Genomic DNA, 17,906 nt, shown 5'->3' with positions numbered 1-17,906 from the left:
GTCCGGAGGACCCGACACGGTGGACGGCCCGACACGGCAGGATGGCCCGATGCAGGTACGCCCGATCTCCCCCGACAACCTGGCCGAGCTGCTCGCCGACCGCATCGCCGCCCTGCCCGACGCCGGCGCCCGGCGCCTGCGGGTGGCCGTGGACGGCGCGGCGGCCGCCCGCCCCGAGGCGCTCGCCGACGCCCTGGTGGAGCCGCTGCGGCTGCGCGGCCACCCGACGCTGCGGGTCTCGGCCTCCGGCTTCCTGCGCCCGGCCTCGATCCGGCTCGAGTACGGCCACCGGGACGCTGACGCCTTCCACGACCTCTGGCTGGACGACGGCGCGCTGGCCCGCGAGGTGCTCGACCCGCTGGAGCCGGGCGGCAGCGGCCGCGTCCTGCCCTCCCTGCGCGACCCGGTCACCGACCGTTCGACCCGCGCCCCGTACACCGAACTCCCGCCCGGCGGCGTGCTGTTGCTGGACGGCGCGCTGCTGCTCGGCCGGTGGCTGCCGCTGGAGCTGACCGTCCACCTGGCGCTCAGCCCGGCCGCGCTGGCCCGCCGCACCCCGGCCGACCAGCAGTGGACGCTGCCCGCCTTCGCCCGCTACGAGGCGGAGACCGGGCCCACCGGGGCCGCCGACGTCACCGTCCGGGTGGACGACCCGCGCCACCCCGCCCTGGTCGAGCGGCCGTGAACTCCGGGGCCGGCCCGCGCTGGCAGTACGGGCACCAGAACACCGCCCGGTCCCGCGGCGGCGAGCCCTGGCGGCCGGCGGCCACCGGGGTGACGCAGCGCGGGCACGGCCGTCCGGCCCGGCCGTAGACCCAGTGCTGGTAGCCGGGCCGGGTGTCGCCGGTGGTGATGTGGCCTGGGCGCAGTTTGTTGGCCTCCAGCATCTGCCGGGCGCGCTCCACCAGCCGGTCGGGGTGCGGGAGTTCGCCGACCTCGGTCCACGGGGTGACGCCCGCCACGAAGCACAGTTCGTTGGCGTAGACGTTGCCGATCCCGGCGAGGTTGCGCTGGTCGAGCAGGGCCTCGACGACCGGGCGGCCCGGGCGGGCGAGGAGCCGGCGGACGGCCTCGACCGGGTCCCAGTCGGGGCCGAGCAGGTCGGGGCCGAGGTGGCCGACGATCCGCTGCTCGTCGGTGGTGCGCAGCAGTTCGACGACGGGCAGCCGGTAGCCGACGGCGGTGCCCCGGTCGGTGCCGAGCACGGCGCGGACCTGCCAGTCGGGGCCGCCGCTCCACCGCTCGCCCGGGCGGTAGACCTCCCAGCGGCCGTCCATCCGCAGATGGGTGTGCAGGGTGAGGCCGCCCTCGAAGCGGGCGAGCAGGTGCTTGCCGCGCGGGGCCACCTCCAGCACCCGGCGGCCGGTGAGGTCGGCGGTGGCGTACGCGGGCACCCGCAGGTCGGCGCTGGTCAGCGGCTGTCCGGCGAGGGCCTCGTGCAGCCGGGCCGCCACGCGGTAGACGGAGTCACCTTCTGGCATGCCTCCATTCTGGTCCGCGCGGCGGCCCGGCGGGGCGGCGGCCCCCTCCGCGCTACTCCGACTGCTGCGCGGCGCCGTGGGCCTCGCGCACCACGACCACCGGGCAGGGCGCGTGCTCGGTGAGGTGGCGGCTGACCGAACCGAGCAGCACTCCGGAGAAGCCGCCCAGGCCGCGGCTGCCGACGACGAGCAGCGCGGCGCCCTTGGCGGCCTCCAGCAGTGCCTGGGCGGCGTTGCCGGGCATCACGCTCTCGGTGATCCGCACGCCGGCGTCGTCGCCGGCCACCTTGGCGACGGTGTCGCCGAGGGTCTTCCCGGCGAGTTCCTCGGGGTCGAAGGTCTCGACCGTCGGCACGCCCTGCCCGGCCCAGCCGTAGAAGGCCGGGTACTCCCAGGCGGCGATCGCGTGGACCGTCCCGCCGACGGCCTTCGCGTAGTCGATCGCCCAGCGCAGCGCCTGCTCCGAGGCGGGCGAGCCGTCCACGCCGACGACGATCCGGGGATTGGCACTCATGCCCCTGCTCCTTCGGTTGCTCTGATCGGTCCCGACCCTCCGAACATAGATCAAATCGGACAAATGGCCGGTAGCTGCCACGCCGGAGGCGGCCTCCGGCTTTCGATTCCACTGCGGCAGGCGGCTACGGCCTGGGGGATGTCCGGATGCCGGGCGGGGCCCCGCCGCCGTTCCGGCGCTTCACCGGGCCCCTGGTACCGCCGAGCCGCTGCCCCCACTCAACTCCGGTAGGCCGCCCAGGCGTTGGCCATCCGCCTGACCTGCCCCGGGGTGAAGCGGGTCATGCAGGCGTCGTAGCTGTAGTCCATGAAGTTGTGGATCGGGTCGGCCCCCGGGCTGGTGCAGGTGTCACGGCCCTCGGGGCAGCCGGAGGCGGCGCCGCGCTCGGCCGGGGTGTCGTCCACGTAGTCGCCCGGGGCCCGGCAGCCGCCCTGGAAGGTGTGGAAGAGGCCGAGCCAGTGGCCGATCTCGTGGGTCGCGGTGTCGCCCTCGTCGTAGTGGGTGGCGGCGCCGCCCGGCAGCGAGGCGTCGAGCACCACCACGCCGTCGTCGGTCGGGTTCGTCCGGTACGCGTTCGGGAAGGTCGACCAGCCGAGCAGGGACTCGCCGAGCTGGGCGGTGTAGAGGTTGAGGGTGCCCTGGTCGCCCTTGCGCAGCGCGGTCTTCATCTCCCGCTCGGCCGCCGAGCCCGGGGTCATGCCGGTGTACCAGGAGGCGTTGTCGCTCCAGTCGGTGCCGGCCAGCTCGAAGTGGAACGGGCTCCCGACGTTGCCCTCGCCCTGGCCGCCGTAGCTCTCGTTGAGGTGGTCGATCTGGCCGGACACGGCGGCCTGGTCCAGCCGTCCGGCGTCGCCGTCGTGGATCACGTGGAAGAAGACCGGGACGGTGACGGAGGCGCCGGCCCGGACCCGGCCGGTGCCCAGCTGGGCGAGCCGGCGGCCGAGGTCGGCCTGCATCGCCCGGGCCTGCGCGGCGCTGACCTCGTTCGGGTCCCGGCTCGGCCGGCTGCCGGCCGGCAGCCTGGCGGCGGCACCGGCGCCGTCGTCCGCGCACGCGACCGCCGGAGCGGCGGCCGGAGCGGCGGCGAGGTGCGCGGCCGGGGCGGCCGGGGCGGCGAACTGGCTCAGACCGGCCGTGGCGACCAGCGCGGCGGCGCAGGGGAACAGACGGGGGGCACGCGAGGGCACCCGGGCAGTACGGCGCATCAGCGCTCCTGACGGGGAGTTGACGGAGTCTCGGCCGCGCTCCGGGCCTGCTCCGGCCGGACCCGCCGGCGCCGCCCGGCGCGGACTCGCCGAGACTACGACGCCGTGAAGTCGATCTCCCGCAGGGCGCGCGCGGCGGCCCGGTCGAGTACCACGGCCGACGCACAGCCGGCCGGCAGCAGTCCGGCGTCGAGGATCCGGTGGCGCAGCCGGGCGACGGCGGCCCGGTGCCGGGCGAAGGCGTAGCGCGAGACGACGCGCCGGCGCCGCCGCTGCCCGTCCAGTGCCTCGGCCGGGTCGGCGTCGAGCAGCAGCAGGTGCACCCGACGGCCCTGCGCGGCGGCGGCCCGGACCAGCCAGGCCCGCACCCAGGGCTGGGTGCCGCAGTCGTGCACCGCGAGCGGCCCGCCGTCCAGCACCGCCCGGCGCAGCCGCCGGTAGTGGGCGAGCCGGGCCAGCGGGCGGTAGAGCGCGTACGGCAGCCGGCCGGGCAGCCGGGCCTGGTACTCCTCGCGGACCAACTGGGAGTCGACCAGCGGGGCGCGGACGCAGCGGCGCATCAGGGTGCTCTTGCCGCTGCCGGGCAGACCGGTGACGACCAGCAGGTCCCCGGCCGGGTAGCGCAGGACCGTCGGCCCGGGCCCGCGCAGTTCGTGCCGTACGGGCGGGTCGTGCGGCGCGGGCAGGACGACCCGCTCCCCGGCGGCGCGCGGCGGCGGCACCGGCGGCACCGCCGCCGTCCGCACCGTTCTCGTCCCGCTCACCCGGTCTCCCCCCGCCGTTCCCGTCCGAGGAGCATGTCGCATTCAAAAGGGCGAGTAAAGGGCGCAGGCCCGGGCGGGTACGGACCACCCGGTGGTCGGCGGAGCGGATCCGCCGGAACACGGAACGTCCCGGGCGCGCCGCCGGGGTGGCCAAGGTCTCAGCACGGAACCGTCACGGGCGTCCGTTCCCGCGTCCGGGCTCGCCTAACGTGGACGGATGTTCGCCACCTCCGACGATTCCTTCCGGCGCTCCCCCGACGAGCCGGCCGGCTGCCCGCTGCCCGGCATCGTGACGGCCTTCACGCCCCGGCTGGCCGAGTTCGCCTTCGAGCCCGGCTTCGTCGCGGCGGTCGACCAGCACGCGGCGATGCTGCGGGAGCTGCTGTACGCGCAGGGGCCGGAGCTCGCGCCCCGGCCCCTGGACCGTGAGGAGTTGTCGGACTACGCGCTGGGCTTCCTGGACGCGCTCGCCGAGATCGGCTGGCGGGAGCCGGTCGGCTACGACTACGCCGTGATCCGGCTCACCGCCGTCTGCTGGCTGGTGCGCGAGCAGGGCCTGCTGGAGGTCTGAGCCTCTCCGGCTACCGGTTCTGGTCGCCCTCGATGCCCGGCGCGGGCGGGGTGCCCAGGCCGGTCTGGGTGGTCGGCCGGACCGGCTGGTTGGACAGCGCGTCGGAACGACCGGCCTGGTAGGAGCTGCCGCGCAGCCGGGCGGTCTCCCGCTCGGCGTCGTCCAGCCACCGCTCCCAGCGCTGGCGCATCGGCATGATCAGGCCGCCGCCGACCCCGACCACCAGCACACCGGTGATGGTGGCGAGCGCGGCGATCAGCACCGGTCCGGTGATCGCGGTGGCGATCCCGGCCTGGCCCAGCGCGGCGATCACGCCGAGGCCGACGATGAACGCCCAGACCAGGGTGGAGACCGTCCGCCCGTACGAGGCGCCGGACAGCGCGTTGCCCACGATGTCGCGCACCGCGTTGGCGATGGCCATCGCGACCACCACGATCACCACGGCGACGATGGCGCGCGGCAGCCAGGCGACGATGCTGTGGATCATCGTGCTGATCGGGTTCGGGCCGAAGACGCCGAACGCCAGCTGCAGCGCCATCAGCAGGACGATGTAGTAGACGACCTTGCAGATGATGCCGGTCATGTCGTACTTGGAACCGGCCAGGTGGGCGGCCACTCCGGAGCGCGCCGCGACCCGCTCCGAGCCGACCCGGCGCAGCACCCGGTCGAGGACCTTGGCGATCGCCTTGGCCACGAACCAGCCGATGACCAGGATCGCCAGGAAGGCGATGAACTGCGGAATGACCTTGGCGATCTTCGACCAGGCTTCGGTGAAACCCGACCCGAAGTCGACGGACAGTGCGAGCTGCTGAGCCATGGAGTCCTCCACTCGGTGACACGGCGCCACGAGCGGCGCTTCCGGCCCCCACCCTTCGTGGATAGCAGGAGCCCGCCGCGGCCGCGCGCGCCCGCTGTCCGGGATGGTCCCCTCGGGTGAACGGTCCGGCCGTCCGCGCGCGTACAGTGACGATCCGGGGGACGGGCCACGGGGCGGGACGGACGGGACGGTGCGGCAGTGAGCGGTACGGCGGCGAAGCGCGCGGTGGACCACCGGGCGCTGCACTGGCAGGTACGGCCGGAGGCGGCGCGGGCCGCCGTCCTGGTGCTGCACGGCGGTGAGGAGCACAACCTCGCCCGGCCCGGGTGGCTCAACCTGCCGCTGCTGCGGATGCACGGCTTCCTGCGCGGACTCACCAGGGCGACCGCGGACGCCGGGGTCGCCGTCGGGACCGTCCGCTACCGCCACCGCGGCTGGAACGGCGAACGGGCCGACGCCGCGCGGGACGCGACCGCCGCGCTCGACGAACTGGCCGCGCTGCTCGGGCCGGTGCCGACCGTGCTGGTCGGCCACTCGATGGGCGGGCGCGCCGCGCTCCAGGCCGGCGGGCACCCGTCCGTCACCGGGCTGGTCGCCCTCGCACCGTGGTGCCCGGCCGAGGACCCGTGCGACCAGCTCGCCGGACGGGACGTGCTGATGCTGCACGGGGACCGCGACACCGTCACCCCGCCCGCCGAGACCCGCGCCTTCGCCGCCCGCAGCCGCGCGGCCGGTGCCCGGGTCTGCGGCTACACCGTCACCGGCAGCGGCCACGCCATGCTCCAGCGGATCCCCGACTGGCACCGCGCCACCACCCGCCTCACCACGGCCCTCCTCGGTCTCCACCCCCTGCCCGCCGAGACCGCGTCCGCCCTCGCCCTCCCGGCCGCCTCCCCCGAGGCGCTCACCCTCCCCCTCCCGCCCCAGCCCCGCCGCGCCCCGGGCCTCCCGGCCCAGGAGCGTCACGGCTGAACCCGGCCGGTCCCCGCCTCACGGCCGGCGCAGCGAGCGCCACGTCACCACCGCACTCGTCGCACTCGCCAACAGCAGGCAGGCGCAGGTCACGGCGGCCAGGGCGGCCGGGTTCAGGTGGAGGGCGACCGGGGCTCCGGTGCTCTGGGAGAGGCCGGAGGCGAGGCCGGCCAGCGGTGGCAGGGTCGCCAGCAGGCCCAGCAGGGTGGCGACGGCGGTCACCAGGGCCGCCTCGGCCGCGGCGAGCAGGACCAGTTGGCGGACGGTGCCTCCGGTGGAACGCAGGACGGCGAGGTCGCGGCGGCGGCCGTGGGCGGACAGCGCGGTGCTGTTGGCGGTGGCGATCGAGCTGTAACCGACGGCGACGGCGATCAGCATCGCGGCGAGGCTGTCGGTCAGCCGGGCGTCGGTGTCGTAGTCGTCCAGGGCGTAGCGGACGGCGTCGTGGACGGCCGTGCCGGGGACCACCGCGACGGCCTCGGTGCCCGCCGGGACGAAGAGGTCGTCGCCCAGCGCGGCCGGGTCGTGGGCGCGGACCAGGCTCCGGGCGAGGACGAAGTCGCCGCGGGCGGGGTCGTCCGGCAGGATCCCGGCGACGCGCAGCGGGACGGTGGCCCCGTCGGCGAAGCGGACCGGGTACTGCTGCCCGGCCGTCACACCCAGCCACGTCGCCATGGACTCCCCCAGCACCGCCTCGCCGGGCCGGTCCCAGGCGGGGTCCCGGGAGCCGAGGGCGTCGATCACGGCGGTCGTCCCGTCGGCGCGGTGGACGAAGGCGCGGGTCGGCAGGGCGGCCTTGCCGACCGGGTGGGCGGCGACCGCCTCGTCGGTGAGGCCCGGGGTGCCGTCGTTGGTGACGATCGCCTGGCCGGAGAGCCGCAGCGCCTGGCCGGCCGGGTAGGCCGCCCGCATCGTCTCCACCGCGCCGCTGAGCAGCACCGCGAACCCGACGGCCGCGATCACCGGGGCCGCCGTGGCGGCGGCCCGGCCCGCGCCGGCCGTCAGCCCGGCCCGCAGCAGCAGCGGTCCGGCCGTGCCGAGCCGCCGCAGTGGCGCGGTCACCACCCGGCCCACGGGGCCGACCAGGACCGGGGCGAGCAGGGCGGCGGCCGTGATCAGCACCATGGTGGCGGTGATCGCCAGGCCCACCCGGCGGTCCGCGGCGGAGGTGGCGGTGAGCACGGCGCAGCCGGTGCCGAGGCCGAGCACGGCCAGTCCGGCGGCCAGCCGGGCGCGGCTCGGCCTCCGCTCCGCCGTGCGGTCCTCGTGCAGTGCCTCCAGCGGTGCGACCCGGACGGCCGTACGGCTCGCCGCCCAGGCACCGAGCACGCTGACGCCGACGCCGACCGCCGCGGCGGTGAGCAGCGGCCAGGCCGTCACCCGGACGGCGAGCCCCGGCGGGGCGACGTCCAGGCGCAGCAGGGCGTCCCGCAGCAGTGGGGCGGCGGCGAGGCCGGCCAGGCAGCCGGCCGCCGAGCCCAGCAGGCCGACCACGGCGGCCTCGCCGAGGACCATCCGGCGCAGTTGGCCCGGGGTGGCGCCGAGGGTGCGCAGCAGGCCGAGTTCGCGGCGCCGCAGGCCGGTGGCGAGGACGAGCATCGAGGCGACCACGAAGCCGGTGGTGAACAGGCCGAGGGCGGCCAGCGCGCCGATCAGCTGGGTGCCGAGGAAGCGCCGGTGCTCGACGTGGCGGGGCTGGAGCGCGGCGCGGCCGTCGCCGGTGACCACGGTCGCCCCGTCGCCGACGGCCGTACGGGCGGCCGCGGCCAGGCGGGCGGGCGTGGTGTCGGGGGTGGGCAGCAGGGCGATCGTCCGGACGCCGGGGTCGCGCTGGGCGGCCGCGGCGTCGCTGAGGTAGTAGCCGGGGCCGTCCACGGTGCCGACGACGGTGAACTCGCCGCGTCCGGCGGTGAGGTTGACGGTCAGCCGGGCGCCGGCCGGGACACCGAGGGCCTGGTCGACCACCACCTCGTCGGCGGTGTCGGGGGCCCGGCCGGTGAGCAGCCGGTACGGGGCCAGCCGGGCCGAGGACCAGCCGTGGCCGGCCTCGGCCGCGCCGTCGTCCGGGAGCGGCCGGCCGTCGCGGACGGCCTGGGCGTAGAAGACGCGGTCCACCACGACGGCGGCCGCGCCGGGCACCGCGCGCAGCCGTTCGGTCAGCGACTGCGCCTCGGCGGGGCTCCACGGGACGCGGTCCTTCGGGCTGCCACCGCGGTCGGTGGCCTGCGGCGGCAGCACCAGCGCGGGGGCGGCGGCGAGGCGGGGCTGGACGGCGGGCCGGGCGGACTCGTGGATCGTCAGGGTGGCGGTGATCAGGGCGACACCGACCAGCACGGCGAGCCAGCAGGAGAGGTACCCGGCCCAGCGCTCGCGGACGTTGGCGAGGATCAGCATCACGCCTCCAGCCGGGCCATGCGGGCCGCGACGGCGGCGGCGGAGCGGGCGGTGTCGCCGTCCAGGTCCAGCCGGTCGGCGATCCGGCCGTCCTGGAGGAAGACCACGGTGTCGGCGACGGCGGCGGCCGTCGGGTCGTGGGTGACCATGACCGTGGTCTGTGCCTGTTCGTCCACCAACCGCCGCAGCAGCCGCAGGACTTGGCCCGAGGTGCGGGTGTCCAGCGCGCCGGTGGGCTCGTCGGCGAAGAGCACGTCGGGGCGGGTGACCAGGGCCCGGGCCAGGGCGACGCGCTGCTGCTGGCCGCCGGAGAGCCGGCTGGGCCGGTGCCCGGCGCGGTCGGCCAGTCCGACGGCGTCCAGCGCGGCGGTCACCTCCGCGCGGCCGACCGGCCCGCCGTTCCCGCGGCCGGCGAAGCGGGAGGGCAGTTCGACGTTCTGGGCGGCGGTCAGCGACTCGACCAGGTTGTACGCCTGGAACACGAAGCCGATCCGTCGGCGCCGCAGTTCGGTGCGCCGGCGCTCGCTCTGGGCGCCGAGGTCGAGGCCGGCCAGCAGCACCCGGCCTCCGGTGGGCCGGTCCAGGCCGGCGGCGCACTGGAGCAGGGTGGACTTCCCGGAGCCGGAGGGCCCCATGATCGCGGTCAGGGTGCCGCGGGGGAAGCCGAGCGTGACCCCGTCGAGTGCGGTCACGGCTCCTTCGCCGGTGCCGTGCACCTTGCGGAGGTCGTGCAGTTCCACCACGCCGTGCTGTTCGGCCATGCCGTGCTGTTCCGCCATGTCGTGCTGTTCGGCGGCGCCGCCGTCCGCCGTGGGTTCCCGATGGTTCGTCATGCCGGACATTCCAGCGAACCCGCAGGTCGGGGGCACTGATCCGGGCACTACCGGGGAGGTAGTGCCTGCACTACCCCGCCCGGCGCCCCGCCGCACTATTGTTCGTCGCATGCGTCCGAGAACGGCATGGCAGGCGATGGCCCAACGGCCGTTGAGCTTCCTCACGTCCGCGTGGCCGTGGCGCTCACTGGCGTACCTGGCGAGCGGGGTGCTGGTGGGGGCCGCGGCGATGGCCGTGCTGGCCGCCGGGCTGGTGGCGGGTGCGGTGCTGCTGGTGGTGCTGGTGGGGGTGGCGCCGCTGGTCGGAGTGGTGCTGTCGGCGGTGGCGGTCGCGGCCGTCGAGCGGCGCCGGCTGCGGCTGGTGGACCTGGACCCGGCCGAGGACCCGCACCGGGCGCCGGACGCTCCGGGGCTGCGCGCCTGGGCGGCCACCCGGCTGACCGAGCCGGCGACCTGGCGCGAACTGGGCTTCGCGTTGGTCTCGGCGGCCGCGCTGTGGTGGCTGGACCTGCTGGTGCTGTCCTTCTCCTTCGGGGTGCCGGCGCTCTGCTTCTCGTCGCTCGACGGCTCCACCTGGCCGTGGTCGGTCTTCGGGGCCTTCGTGCTGCTGGCCTCCCCGTACACGGTGACCTCCTGGGCGGGCGCCCGGGCGGCCCTCGCCCGGACCCTGCTCGCCCCGCGCGACGCGGAGCTGGGCGCGGAGCTGCGGGAGGTGAAGGCCTCCCGGGCGCGGCTGGTGGACGCCTTCGACGCCGAGCGGCAGCGGATCGAGCGGGACCTGCACGACGGCGCGCAGCAGCGGCTGGTCTCGCTGGGGATGACGCTCGGGTTGATGCACCTGGACGTCCCGCCGGGCTCGCCGCTGGGCCCGCAGCTGACCCGGGCGCAGGAGCAACTCGGTGCCGCCCACGAGGAGTTGCGCCGGATCGTGCGCGGCCTCAACCCGCCGGTACTGGCCGACCACGGGCTGGCCGCGGCCGTCCGGGAGCAGGCCAGCCGGTTCCCGATCCCGGTCACCGTCGACCTGGACCTGCCCGGCCGGCTGCCCCGGCAGCTGGAGACCGGTGTCTACTACCTGATCAGCGAGGCGATGACCAACATCGCCCGCCACAGCGGCGCCGACCGCGCCCGGGTCTCCGGCCGCTACCACGCGGACCTGCTCGTCCTGGAGATCGCCGACGACGGCCGCGGCGGCGCGGACCCGGCGCTCGGCAGCGGGCTGACCGGGCTCGCCGACCGTCTCACCGCCGTCGACGGCCGGATGCGGGTGTCCAGCCCGGCCGGCGGTCCGACCCTGCTCCACGTGGAGATACCGTGCCGCTTCGGGTGATCGTCGCCGAGGACGCCGTCCTGCTCCGGGAGGGGCTGGTCGGCCTGCTGCACCGTTTCGGGCACCAGACCCTCGCCGCCGTCGGGGACGCGGACGCCCTGGTCGCCGCCGTGCGCGCGGAGCGGCCGGACCTCGTGGTCACGGACGTCCGGATGCCCCCGGACAACCGCGACGACGGCCTGCGGGCGGCCGTCGAACTGCGCCGGGAGTGCCCGGGGCTGCCGGTGGTGGTGCTCAGCCAGTACGTCGAACAGTCCTACGCGATGCGGCTGTTGGACTCCGACGGCGGTCGCTCGGTCGGCTACCTGCTGAAGGAGCGGGTGGGCGCGGTCGCCGACTTCATGGCCGGCCTGGAACGGGTGGCCGGCGGCGGGACGGTGGTGGACCCGGAGGTGGTCCAGCAGTTGGTGCGGCTTCGGCACGACCCGCTGGAGCGGCTCAGCGCCCGCGAGCGCGAGGTGCTGGCGCTGATGGCCCAGGGCCGCTCCAACGCCACGCTCGCGGCGGAACTCTTCATCAGCGACGCGGCGGTGAACAAGCACATCGGCAACATCTTCGCCAAGCTGGACCTGCCGGTGGACGTGGACGGCCACCGGCGGGTCCTGGCGGTGCTGCGCTACCTGGGGGCGTGACGGCGGCGGGAGCCGACCGGTCGGCTCACCCGGTGGGCGGCTTGGTGCCCTCGGGCCAGACGCAGGGGGATTCGAATCCGGCGACCAGCGTGGCGGGCCAGTTGTCGCCGTCCGAGACGGAGGCCTTGAAGCCGTTGTCCGGGTTGGTGAGGACGATCACGCCGGGCCTGCTGTCGGTGACCTTGAACCCGGCCACGACGAGGTGGCCGCGGAACGCGTCGAAGATCGTGTCGTGGTGATCGGCCGGAATGTCCCGCAGGAAGCGGTAGGTCACGGCCTTGACCCGGCCGTCCGGCTCCGAGGGGGCGTCCTTCTTGAAGCACTTCTCCTCGCCGTCCCGCTCGACGACCGGCGAGATCGGCTTCGGGAAGGCCAGGAACGTCTCACTGAAGTACTTGTCGGTCTGCTGCTTGGCCTGGGCGGCGGTCAGCGGGGCGTCGGCCGAACCGGAGCAGGAGGTGGCCGCCAGCAGGACGGCGCCGGCCGACAGGGCCGAACGCACGGCGCGAGCACGGGGAAAAGCAACGGTCACCGCATGATCCTTGAGGGGGTGTGTGGGCTCCTGAGGTCGTGACTGATCCTAGACCGTGTGCCAGAGGGCGGCGGCGAAGACCGTCGCCACCCAGGTCCACAGCACGGACAGGCCCATGTGCGCGGCGGTGCGCAGGCGGTCGCCGCGCCACAGCCGGGGCGAGAAGTAGGCGAACTCGAAGAGCCAGCGCAGGCCCCAGAAGAGGGTCTGGCCGGCCAGCAGGGCGGTGCCGAGCCGGCCGCCGGCGAGCAGGTCGGGTGCCAGGAGGAGCGGGAGCAGGCCGAGCAGGGCGCAGGCGAGGCCGATGAAGAAGAGGTGGGCGTAGGAGACCTGCCGGGTCAGCAGGGTGGTGCCGGACAGGTCGGCGGGCCAGCCGATGGCGCGGGGCAGCACCACGTGGACCAGGCCGACGCCCAGCAGCGCGGCGCCGACCAGCCGCAACTGGCCTTCCAGGGTGAGCAGTCCGGTCATGACGCGGGCTTCCGGAACGCGAAGACGGTGACCAGCCCGGCGATCCGGCGTTCGGCGGCCCGGTGCAGGCCCGCCTCGGCGGCGTGCCGCAGCCAGGTGCCGCGGGGCAGGAAGTGCCAGGCGCCGGGGCCGTAGACGGCGGTGTTGGCGGCGTCCCGCAGGTGCTCGACCAGCAGCAGGGTGCCACCGGGGCGCAGGGCGCGGGCGGCCTCGGCGAACAGGGCGGTGCGGTCGGCGGGCCGGCGCAGCTCGTGGGCGGCGAAGACGGCGAACACGGTGTCCAGGGCGCCCGTCGCGGCGGGCAGCGCGTCCGGGCGGGCCGGGATGCCGCCGGGGGCGGGCGGGGCGTGGCGGCGGGCGCGGCGGATCGAGCCGCTCGCGGTCAGCGCCGGGTCGTACAGGTCGGCGAGCCGGCCGCGGGCCTCGGGGTGGCGGGCGGCGAGCGGGCGGCTGGCCTCGTCCAGGCCGGTGCTGACCACCAGGTGGTCGCCGGGGCCCTCGGGCAGCAGTTCGGGCAGCCAGTCGTAGCGGTGGAGCTCGGAGCGGTCGTAGACGCACCAGGTGGCGAGGGTGCTGAGGGCGAGGTACCCGGCGGCGGTGGCGGCGGCGGTGCGGGCGAGCGCGGCGGCCGGGCCGGGCAGTCGGCGGGCCAGCACCCGACCGGCGGCGACGGTGAGCGCGCCGGCCGCGTACATCGGCCAGTTGTAGCGGACGACTTCGCGCACGCCGGACGGACGGGGGCCGGGGAGCCCGGCCGTGGACGGGCAGAGGACGGCCGCGCAGACGGCGCGCGGGCGAGCGGCGTGCGGGCGAGCGGCGTGCGGGCGAGCGGCACGCGGGCCGGGCTCGGTCGGGGCGGGGGTGGTCATCGGGCGGCTCCGGTGAGGTTGCGGCGCTCCCCGGCGTGCCAGCCGTAGTCGAGGCCGGCGACGTGGAAGGCGTTGGCGAGCACCGGCCGGCTGCCGGCCAGCGGGCCGTGGTCGAAGAAGGTGAGCCGGGGCACCTGGACGGCCACCGGGGCCGGGTCCCAGTGGGCGCGGGTGGCCTTGACCACGATCATCGAGCGGGTCTGCGGCTCGTACTCGAAGGTGTAGGGCAGCGGCCCGGCGAAGCGGCGCGCGGCCCGGGCATCCGCGAACGGGCTGCCCGGAGGCAGGGCGGCGGGGGCACTGCCGAGGTCGGCGCGCACGTGCAGGTCGGCGCGGCCGTCGCCGCTGACGACCTTGAACTCCAGGGTGCCGTCGACCAGCCGGGTGCCGATCCGGGCGTGCCGGTAGTGGTAGCGGGAGAAGGCGTTGCCGCCGAGCGCCATCATCCGGCTGTCGGTGTCGGAGCGCAGGATGCGCAGGCCGCGCATGGTGCGGCCGCCGGGGGTCGGGAAGCGGGTGAAGACCCGGTAGCCGGTCAGGATGAAGTCCCGGCCGAGGCGGGCGGGCAGCGCGGCCGGTCGCAGCGCCCGGGTGTCCACGACGGCGGCCGCGACGAACCCGTGCTCGGTGCCGCCGGGGTCGGTGTAGGTGTCGAGGGCGAGGCCGGGCGGCACCAGCGGGGCGAGCAGGTGCGGCGGCAGGGCGTAGGTGAGGACGAGCGAGTGCGCGAAGTGGGTGCGCATCGCGAAGGGGTGGCGTTGCAGCAGGTGTCGCACGGTCGACTCCGTGGTCCGGTACGGGGTGGGGGGGTTGCGGATGACGGGTTGCGGGCCCCGAAGCGTGACGGGGCAGCACGGGGCCGTCCCCCTCCGCAGGCCGCGGTGGGGTGTTCTCGCACGGCCTCATCATGGCGCACGACTTTGAACGCGTTCAACTCGGGTTCGGGGTGGCATCCGGGCGCCTCCCGGACGGTCCCGGGGCGCTCCGCGGGGCGTACCGGTCGGTGAGGGGGTGTGCGGGTGCCCCAGGGGGCGTCGATCTCCGGACGAACCACCCGGGACCACGGCTCCGCGCCCCCCACACGGGTGGTTTCCCCCTCCGCTCCGGCCCCGGGGACGGCCGGTGGACGGATGATCCGTCCCGGGGCCGTAATCGGCGGCCAGGGAAGGACGGATCGGGACGATGAGCACGACGCGACGGACGCTGCTGGGCGCGGCGTTGGCCACCCCCCTGCTGGGGTGGCTCACCGGGGCGGCGGCCGGTGCCGTCGACGACGGCACCGGCCGCTCGGGAAACCTGGGCACGCTCACCGACGGGTGGGTGGAGGTGCGCTGGACACCGGCGGCCCAGGCCCAACTGGACCGCTTCGGGGCGAAGGTGGACGTGGTCGCTCCGGCGCGCCTGGTACCGGACGAGTGGGGCCCGGGGGTGCGCCTGCCGGTCCGCTCGGCCCAGGGCGACCCGTCCCTCGCGAACCCGCCGAAGGCCCAGGGCGACGGGGCGCTGGAGGGCGGGGTCTCCGTCCGCACCGCGCAGGGCGACTACGAGGTGGTGAAGCTGGTCGGCGCCGTCCGCGACGGGCTGGCCTCCGGCCGGTGCGAGGTCGGCGGCGCCGAGATGGGGCACCGCTCCGCCTTCCACTGCGGCCTGGCGGAGGGGAAGCTGACGGCCCAGCCGGTGCCGGCCGGGCAGCCGATGAAGGTCCGGCTCAGCGGGGTGCCGCTGCGCCCCACCCAGGAGGCGGTGGACGCGTACACCACGAACTACGGCCCGCACCCGGTCACCGTGGACACCGTGCTGGGGTACGTCACGGCCGAGGGGACGTACACGCCTCCCCCGGCCGCGCAGGAGTAGCACCGACGGCGGGCGGGGCGTCGCGGGGCTGCGGGGGCTTCCAGCCCTGCGACGGCTTCCCGTCCGGCGCGGCGTGCGGGGGGTGCGCGGCCGGCGGGGGCTGCGCGGCGTGCGGGAACTGCGCGGCGTGCGGGGGCTGTGCGGGCTGGGGAGGCTGTCGGGACTGGGTGGGAACGCCGCCGAAGCGGCGCTCCCGGGCCGCGTAGGCCCGGACCGCCGCGCGCAGCCCGGCCAGGTCGTAGTCGGGCCACGGCGTCGGGTCGAACAGCAGCTCGGCGTACGCGAGGTGCCAGGGCAGGAAGTTGCTGATCCGCTGCTCCCCGGAGGTGCGGATCAGCAGGTCGACGTCCGGGAGGTCCGGCAGGTACAGGTGCCGGGCGAGGTCGGCCGGGCCGATCGCCTCCGGGCGGATCGCGCCGGCCACCGCCTCGGCGGCCAGGCTGCGCGCCGCGGCCGCCAGTTCCTCCCGTCCGCCGTAGTCCACGCAGACCGTCAGGGTCAGCGTGCCGTTGTTGGACGTCATGCTCTCCACCAGCGCGATCGAGGAGGCCAGCGATTCGTCCACCCGGTCCCGCCGGCCGCACCAGCGGATCCGTACGCCGAGCGCGTGCAGGCCTTCCGCGCTGCGGGTGAGGCCGTCGGCCAGCGAGTCGAACAGCTCGGTCAGCTCCTCCGGCGGGCGGTCCCAGTTCTCGGTGGAGAACGCGTACAGGCTCAGGTGCCGGATGCCGAGCCGCAGTGCCGCGTTGACCAGGCGCAGCGCGGCCCGCTGCCCGGCCCGGTGGCCGTGCTGGGCGGGCAGCCGCCGGGCCTCGGCCCAGCGGCGGTTGCCGTCCATGATCACGGCGACGTGGGCGGGCGTGCCCTCCGAGGGCTCGGACCGGGCGCGGCGGCGGAGCGTGGTGCCGTCGGCGCTCAGCGGTGTGAGGCCGTCGGTCAGGACGCGTGAGCGCAGCAGGGCCATCTCGTCGTACTGGAGCTGGGCGCCGAGCAGCAGGGTGTGCAGGAACGGGCGGCAGCCGGGGGCGGCGAGCCAGGTGGCGGGCAGGGCCTGTTGCAACAGCCGGTGCAGCTGGGCCCGTTGGCCGTCGAGCAGCTCGTCCAGGGCGTCCCGGTCCCGGTGCTCCTCCCGGCGGTCGTCCCGGTCTCCGGACCCGTCTCCGGACCCGTCTCCGGCCTGGCCTCCGTGCCGGCCGAGGTCGGCGGCGGTCAGACCGAGCCGGCGCAGCTCGCCCTGCGGCAGGTAGCAGCGGCCGGCCGCCAGGTCGAGCGGCAGGTCCTCCAGGATGTCGGCCAGCTGGCAGGCCTCCCCCAGCGCGGACAGCGCGCCCGCCGCCCGCGGGCCGTGCGCCCCCAGCAGCGGGGCCCACAGCTCGGTGATCGTCCCCGCGACGCCCCGCAGGTGGCGGCGCTGGTCCGCCGGGGTCTCGAAGGCGGGCGGACGCGCGCCGTCGGCCAGGGTGGCGTCCAGGAACTCCTCGACCAGCGCCGGGTCCAGCGCCCAGCGGCCCACGGTGTCCACGAAGGCCCGGCGCAGCGGGTGCCGGCTGTGGCCGGCCGCCAGCTCGGCCAGGGTGTCGGCCCGCCAGCGGGCGAACCGGCGCTGCCGCTCGGCGGGGTCGGCACCGCCGTGGCGGCCGCCGGCCCCGGTGTCGGCGTCTGCGCCCGCACCCGCGCCGTCGTCGGTGTCCGCGTCCCCGGCGTCCGCCTCCCCCGGATCCGCGTCCCCGGTGTCGGCGATCCGGTCGGACCGGGAGGCGAAGGCGTTGACGGCGTGGAAGTGCGGGCGCACCTCGGGCGGCAGCGTGTCGGTGATCGCCCGCAGCGAGGCCAGGTGACCGGCCACCTCCTGCTCGCAGACCCGGTACGACTCGGCCAGTTCCGGCGAGCCGCCCACCACCGCCGGCCCGTTCCCCGCCATGGCCCCTCCCTCCCGCCGCCGACACCGTGCGCCGTCTGGTCAACGAGGCGGGGGCGGATCGGTGGCGATCCGGACGGGCCGCCCCGTACAGCCGCCGCCGTACACCCGCCGAGCGGCCGTCGAACGTCCGCCCGGGCCGGGCCCGGCCGGGATTCAGCCGAGGTCGGCCGGGGACTCCACCACCACCCCGTACAGGTCGCCGACCGTCGCCAGCGCGGCGCGGTGGACCTGGGCGGCCGTCAGCGCGGTGCCCGCCGACTCCAGCGGCCGGGTGGCACAGGCGGCGGCCACCACGGTGGGGCGGTTGCCGCGCAGGAAGGCGCCGGCCGTCGTGAAGGCGACGCACATGTGGGTCATGAACCCGGCGAGGACGACGTCCCGGTGGCCGGCCGCGTCGACCAGTTCGCCCAGGTCGGTGCCGACGAAGCCGTCCGGCGCCCGCTTGACCACCACCCGCTCGCCCTCGCCCGGCGCCACGCTCGGGTGGATGTGCCCGATCTCGGCCCGGACGTCGTACGGGGTGCCCTCGCCGCCGTCGTTGACCACGTGGATCACGGTGGCGCCGGCGGCCCGGGCCCGGGCGAGCAGATCGGCGCCGGCGTCCAGCGCCTCCCGCCAGCCCTCCAGCTCCATCACGCCGCGCACATAGGTGTTCTGGTAGTCGATCATGATCAGGGTCGAGTCGCCGAGCGCGGCCGGCGTCTCGTCGAGGCCGTTGAGGGTGCGCAGGGTCGTCGTGGGCACGG

The 17,906-nt window shown here is 76.2% G+C and carries 19 protein-coding genes; 6 read left to right on the top strand and 13 right to left on the bottom strand.

Annotated elements, in window-relative coordinates; all coding sequences use genetic code 11:
* Positions 1–49: 49 nt before the first annotated feature.
* A complete protein-coding gene (locus ACZ5GH_RS31995; RefSeq protein WP_387753966.1) occupies positions 50–685 on the top strand; it encodes a nucleoside/nucleotide kinase family protein in 636 nt (211 codons plus the stop codon).
* On the opposite strand, the gene ACZ5GH_RS31990 is transcribed toward ACZ5GH_RS31995, so the two are convergent.
* The 4 genes from ACZ5GH_RS31990 to ACZ5GH_RS31975 all read right to left on the bottom strand — a co-directional run bounded on the left by ACZ5GH_RS31990 (position 633) and on the right by ACZ5GH_RS31975 (position 4,006).
* Positions 633–1,481 (bottom strand): DNA-formamidopyrimidine glycosylase family protein, encoded by an 849-nt coding sequence (locus tag ACZ5GH_RS31990; RefSeq protein ID WP_464336013.1) that lies wholly within the window; start codon positions 1,479–1,481, stop codon positions 633–635. The genes ACZ5GH_RS31995 and ACZ5GH_RS31990 overlap by 53 nt on opposite strands.
* Positions 1,482–1,533: 52 nt before the next feature.
* Entirely contained in the window at positions 1,534–1,995 is a 462-nt protein-coding gene (locus tag ACZ5GH_RS31985) for a universal stress protein (RefSeq protein ID WP_387753972.1), read from the bottom strand.
* Positions 1,996–2,213: 218 nt separating this feature from the next.
* Positions 2,214–3,200 (bottom strand): zinc metalloprotease, encoded by a 987-nt coding sequence (locus ACZ5GH_RS31980; RefSeq protein WP_387753975.1) that lies wholly within the window; start codon positions 3,198–3,200, stop codon positions 2,214–2,216.
* Positions 3,201–3,295: 95 nt separating this feature from the next.
* The gene (locus ACZ5GH_RS31975) at positions 3,296–4,006 is read right to left on the bottom strand and encodes an AAA family ATPase (protein ID WP_464336012.1); all 711 of its coding nucleotides are present in this window, start codon (positions 4,004–4,006) and stop codon (positions 3,296–3,298) included.
* A gap of 175 nt (positions 4,007–4,181) precedes the next feature.
* Between ACZ5GH_RS31975 and ACZ5GH_RS31970 the strand changes: the two genes are divergently transcribed.
* Positions 4,182–4,535: a DUF6401 family natural product biosynthesis protein gene (locus tag ACZ5GH_RS31970; protein ID WP_387753980.1), complete on the top strand. Its 354-nt coding sequence runs from the start codon at positions 4,182–4,184 to the stop codon at positions 4,533–4,535.
* Between the two features lie 10 nt (positions 4,536–4,545).
* Here ACZ5GH_RS31970 and ACZ5GH_RS31965 read toward each other — a convergent pair whose 3' ends face one another.
* Positions 4,546–5,352, bottom strand: a complete 807-nt coding sequence (locus ACZ5GH_RS31965; protein ID WP_387753983.1) for a mechanosensitive ion channel family protein — start codon at positions 5,350–5,352, stop codon at positions 4,546–4,548.
* A 198-nt stretch (positions 5,353–5,550) separates the two neighbouring features.
* Here ACZ5GH_RS31965 and ACZ5GH_RS31960 point away from each other — a divergent pair, with 198 nt between their 5' ends.
* On the top strand, positions 5,551–6,324 hold the full coding sequence (locus ACZ5GH_RS31960; RefSeq protein WP_387753986.1) for an alpha/beta hydrolase: 774 nt from the start codon (positions 5,551–5,553) through the stop codon (positions 6,322–6,324).
* An 18-nt stretch (positions 6,325–6,342) separates the two neighbouring features.
* Here the strand turns inward: ACZ5GH_RS31960 and ACZ5GH_RS31955 are convergent, their stop codons facing one another.
* Together ACZ5GH_RS31955 and ACZ5GH_RS31950 are read right to left on the bottom strand one after the other, a co-directional pair.
* Positions 6,343–8,718, bottom strand: a complete 2,376-nt coding sequence (locus ACZ5GH_RS31955) for an ABC transporter permease (RefSeq protein ID WP_387753988.1) — start codon at positions 8,716–8,718, stop codon at positions 6,343–6,345.
* Complete coding sequence (locus tag ACZ5GH_RS31950; RefSeq protein WP_387754084.1) at positions 8,718–9,497, bottom strand: ABC transporter ATP-binding protein; 780 nt, start codon at positions 9,495–9,497, stop codon at positions 8,718–8,720. The genes ACZ5GH_RS31955 and ACZ5GH_RS31950 overlap by 1 nt, the downstream gene beginning before the upstream one ends.
* Positions 9,498–9,660: 163 nt before the next feature.
* Here ACZ5GH_RS31950 and ACZ5GH_RS31945 point away from each other — a divergent pair, with 163 nt between their 5' ends.
* Together ACZ5GH_RS31945 and ACZ5GH_RS31940 are read left to right on the top strand one after the other, a co-directional pair.
* Entirely contained in the window at positions 9,661–10,881 is a 1,221-nt protein-coding gene (locus ACZ5GH_RS31945; protein WP_387753991.1) for a sensor histidine kinase, read from the top strand.
* Complete coding sequence (locus tag ACZ5GH_RS31940) at positions 10,866–11,513, top strand: response regulator (RefSeq protein WP_387753993.1); 648 nt, start codon at positions 10,866–10,868, stop codon at positions 11,511–11,513. The genes ACZ5GH_RS31945 and ACZ5GH_RS31940 overlap by 16 nt, the downstream gene beginning before the upstream one ends.
* Before the next feature lie 25 nt (positions 11,514–11,538).
* On the opposite strand, the gene ACZ5GH_RS31935 is transcribed toward ACZ5GH_RS31940, so the two are convergent.
* The 4 genes from ACZ5GH_RS31935 to ACZ5GH_RS31920 all read right to left on the bottom strand — a co-directional run bounded on the left by ACZ5GH_RS31935 (position 11,539) and on the right by ACZ5GH_RS31920 (position 14,161).
* Positions 11,539–12,015 carry a hypothetical protein gene (locus ACZ5GH_RS31935; RefSeq protein ID WP_387753996.1) on the bottom strand — a complete coding sequence of 159 codons (477 nt, stop codon included), beginning with the start codon at positions 12,013–12,015 and terminating at the stop codon, positions 11,539–11,541.
* A 78-nt stretch (positions 12,016–12,093) separates the two neighbouring features.
* The gene (locus ACZ5GH_RS31930; protein ID WP_464336011.1) at positions 12,094–12,516 is read right to left on the bottom strand and encodes a hypothetical protein; all 423 of its coding nucleotides are present in this window, start codon (positions 12,514–12,516) and stop codon (positions 12,094–12,096) included.
* Positions 12,513–13,385 (bottom strand): class I SAM-dependent methyltransferase, encoded by an 873-nt coding sequence (locus tag ACZ5GH_RS31925; protein ID WP_464336010.1) that lies wholly within the window; start codon positions 13,383–13,385, stop codon positions 12,513–12,515. Before ACZ5GH_RS31925 ends, ACZ5GH_RS31930 begins: the two co-directional genes overlap by 4 nt.
* Complete coding sequence (locus ACZ5GH_RS31920) at positions 13,382–14,161, bottom strand: DUF2071 domain-containing protein (protein ID WP_387754005.1); 780 nt, start codon at positions 14,159–14,161, stop codon at positions 13,382–13,384. The genes ACZ5GH_RS31925 and ACZ5GH_RS31920 overlap by 4 nt, the downstream gene beginning before the upstream one ends.
* 406 nt (positions 14,162–14,567) lie before the next feature.
* On the opposite strand from ACZ5GH_RS31920, the gene ACZ5GH_RS31915 reads away from it, so the two are divergent.
* Entirely contained in the window at positions 14,568–15,239 is a 672-nt protein-coding gene (locus tag ACZ5GH_RS31915; RefSeq protein ID WP_387754008.1) for a hypothetical protein, read from the top strand.
* Here ACZ5GH_RS31915 and uppS read toward each other — a convergent pair.
* Both uppS and ACZ5GH_RS31905 read right to left on the bottom strand, forming a co-directional pair.
* Positions 15,193–17,160, bottom strand: coding sequence for a polyprenyl diphosphate synthase (uppS, locus tag ACZ5GH_RS31910; protein ID WP_464336009.1), 1,968 nt, complete (start codon positions 17,158–17,160; stop codon positions 15,193–15,195). The genes ACZ5GH_RS31915 and uppS overlap by 47 nt on opposite strands.
* A gap of 153 nt (positions 17,161–17,313) precedes the next feature.
* The gene (locus ACZ5GH_RS31905; RefSeq protein ID WP_387754012.1) at positions 17,314–17,904 is read right to left on the bottom strand and encodes an isochorismatase family protein; all 591 of its coding nucleotides are present in this window, start codon (positions 17,902–17,904) and stop codon (positions 17,314–17,316) included.
* Positions 17,905–17,906 lie beyond the last annotated feature (2 nt).

The sequence above is a fragment of the Kitasatospora sp. Xyl93 genome (assembly GCF_055383135.1).
This window is presented reverse-complemented; position numbering and strand designations above follow the sequence as displayed.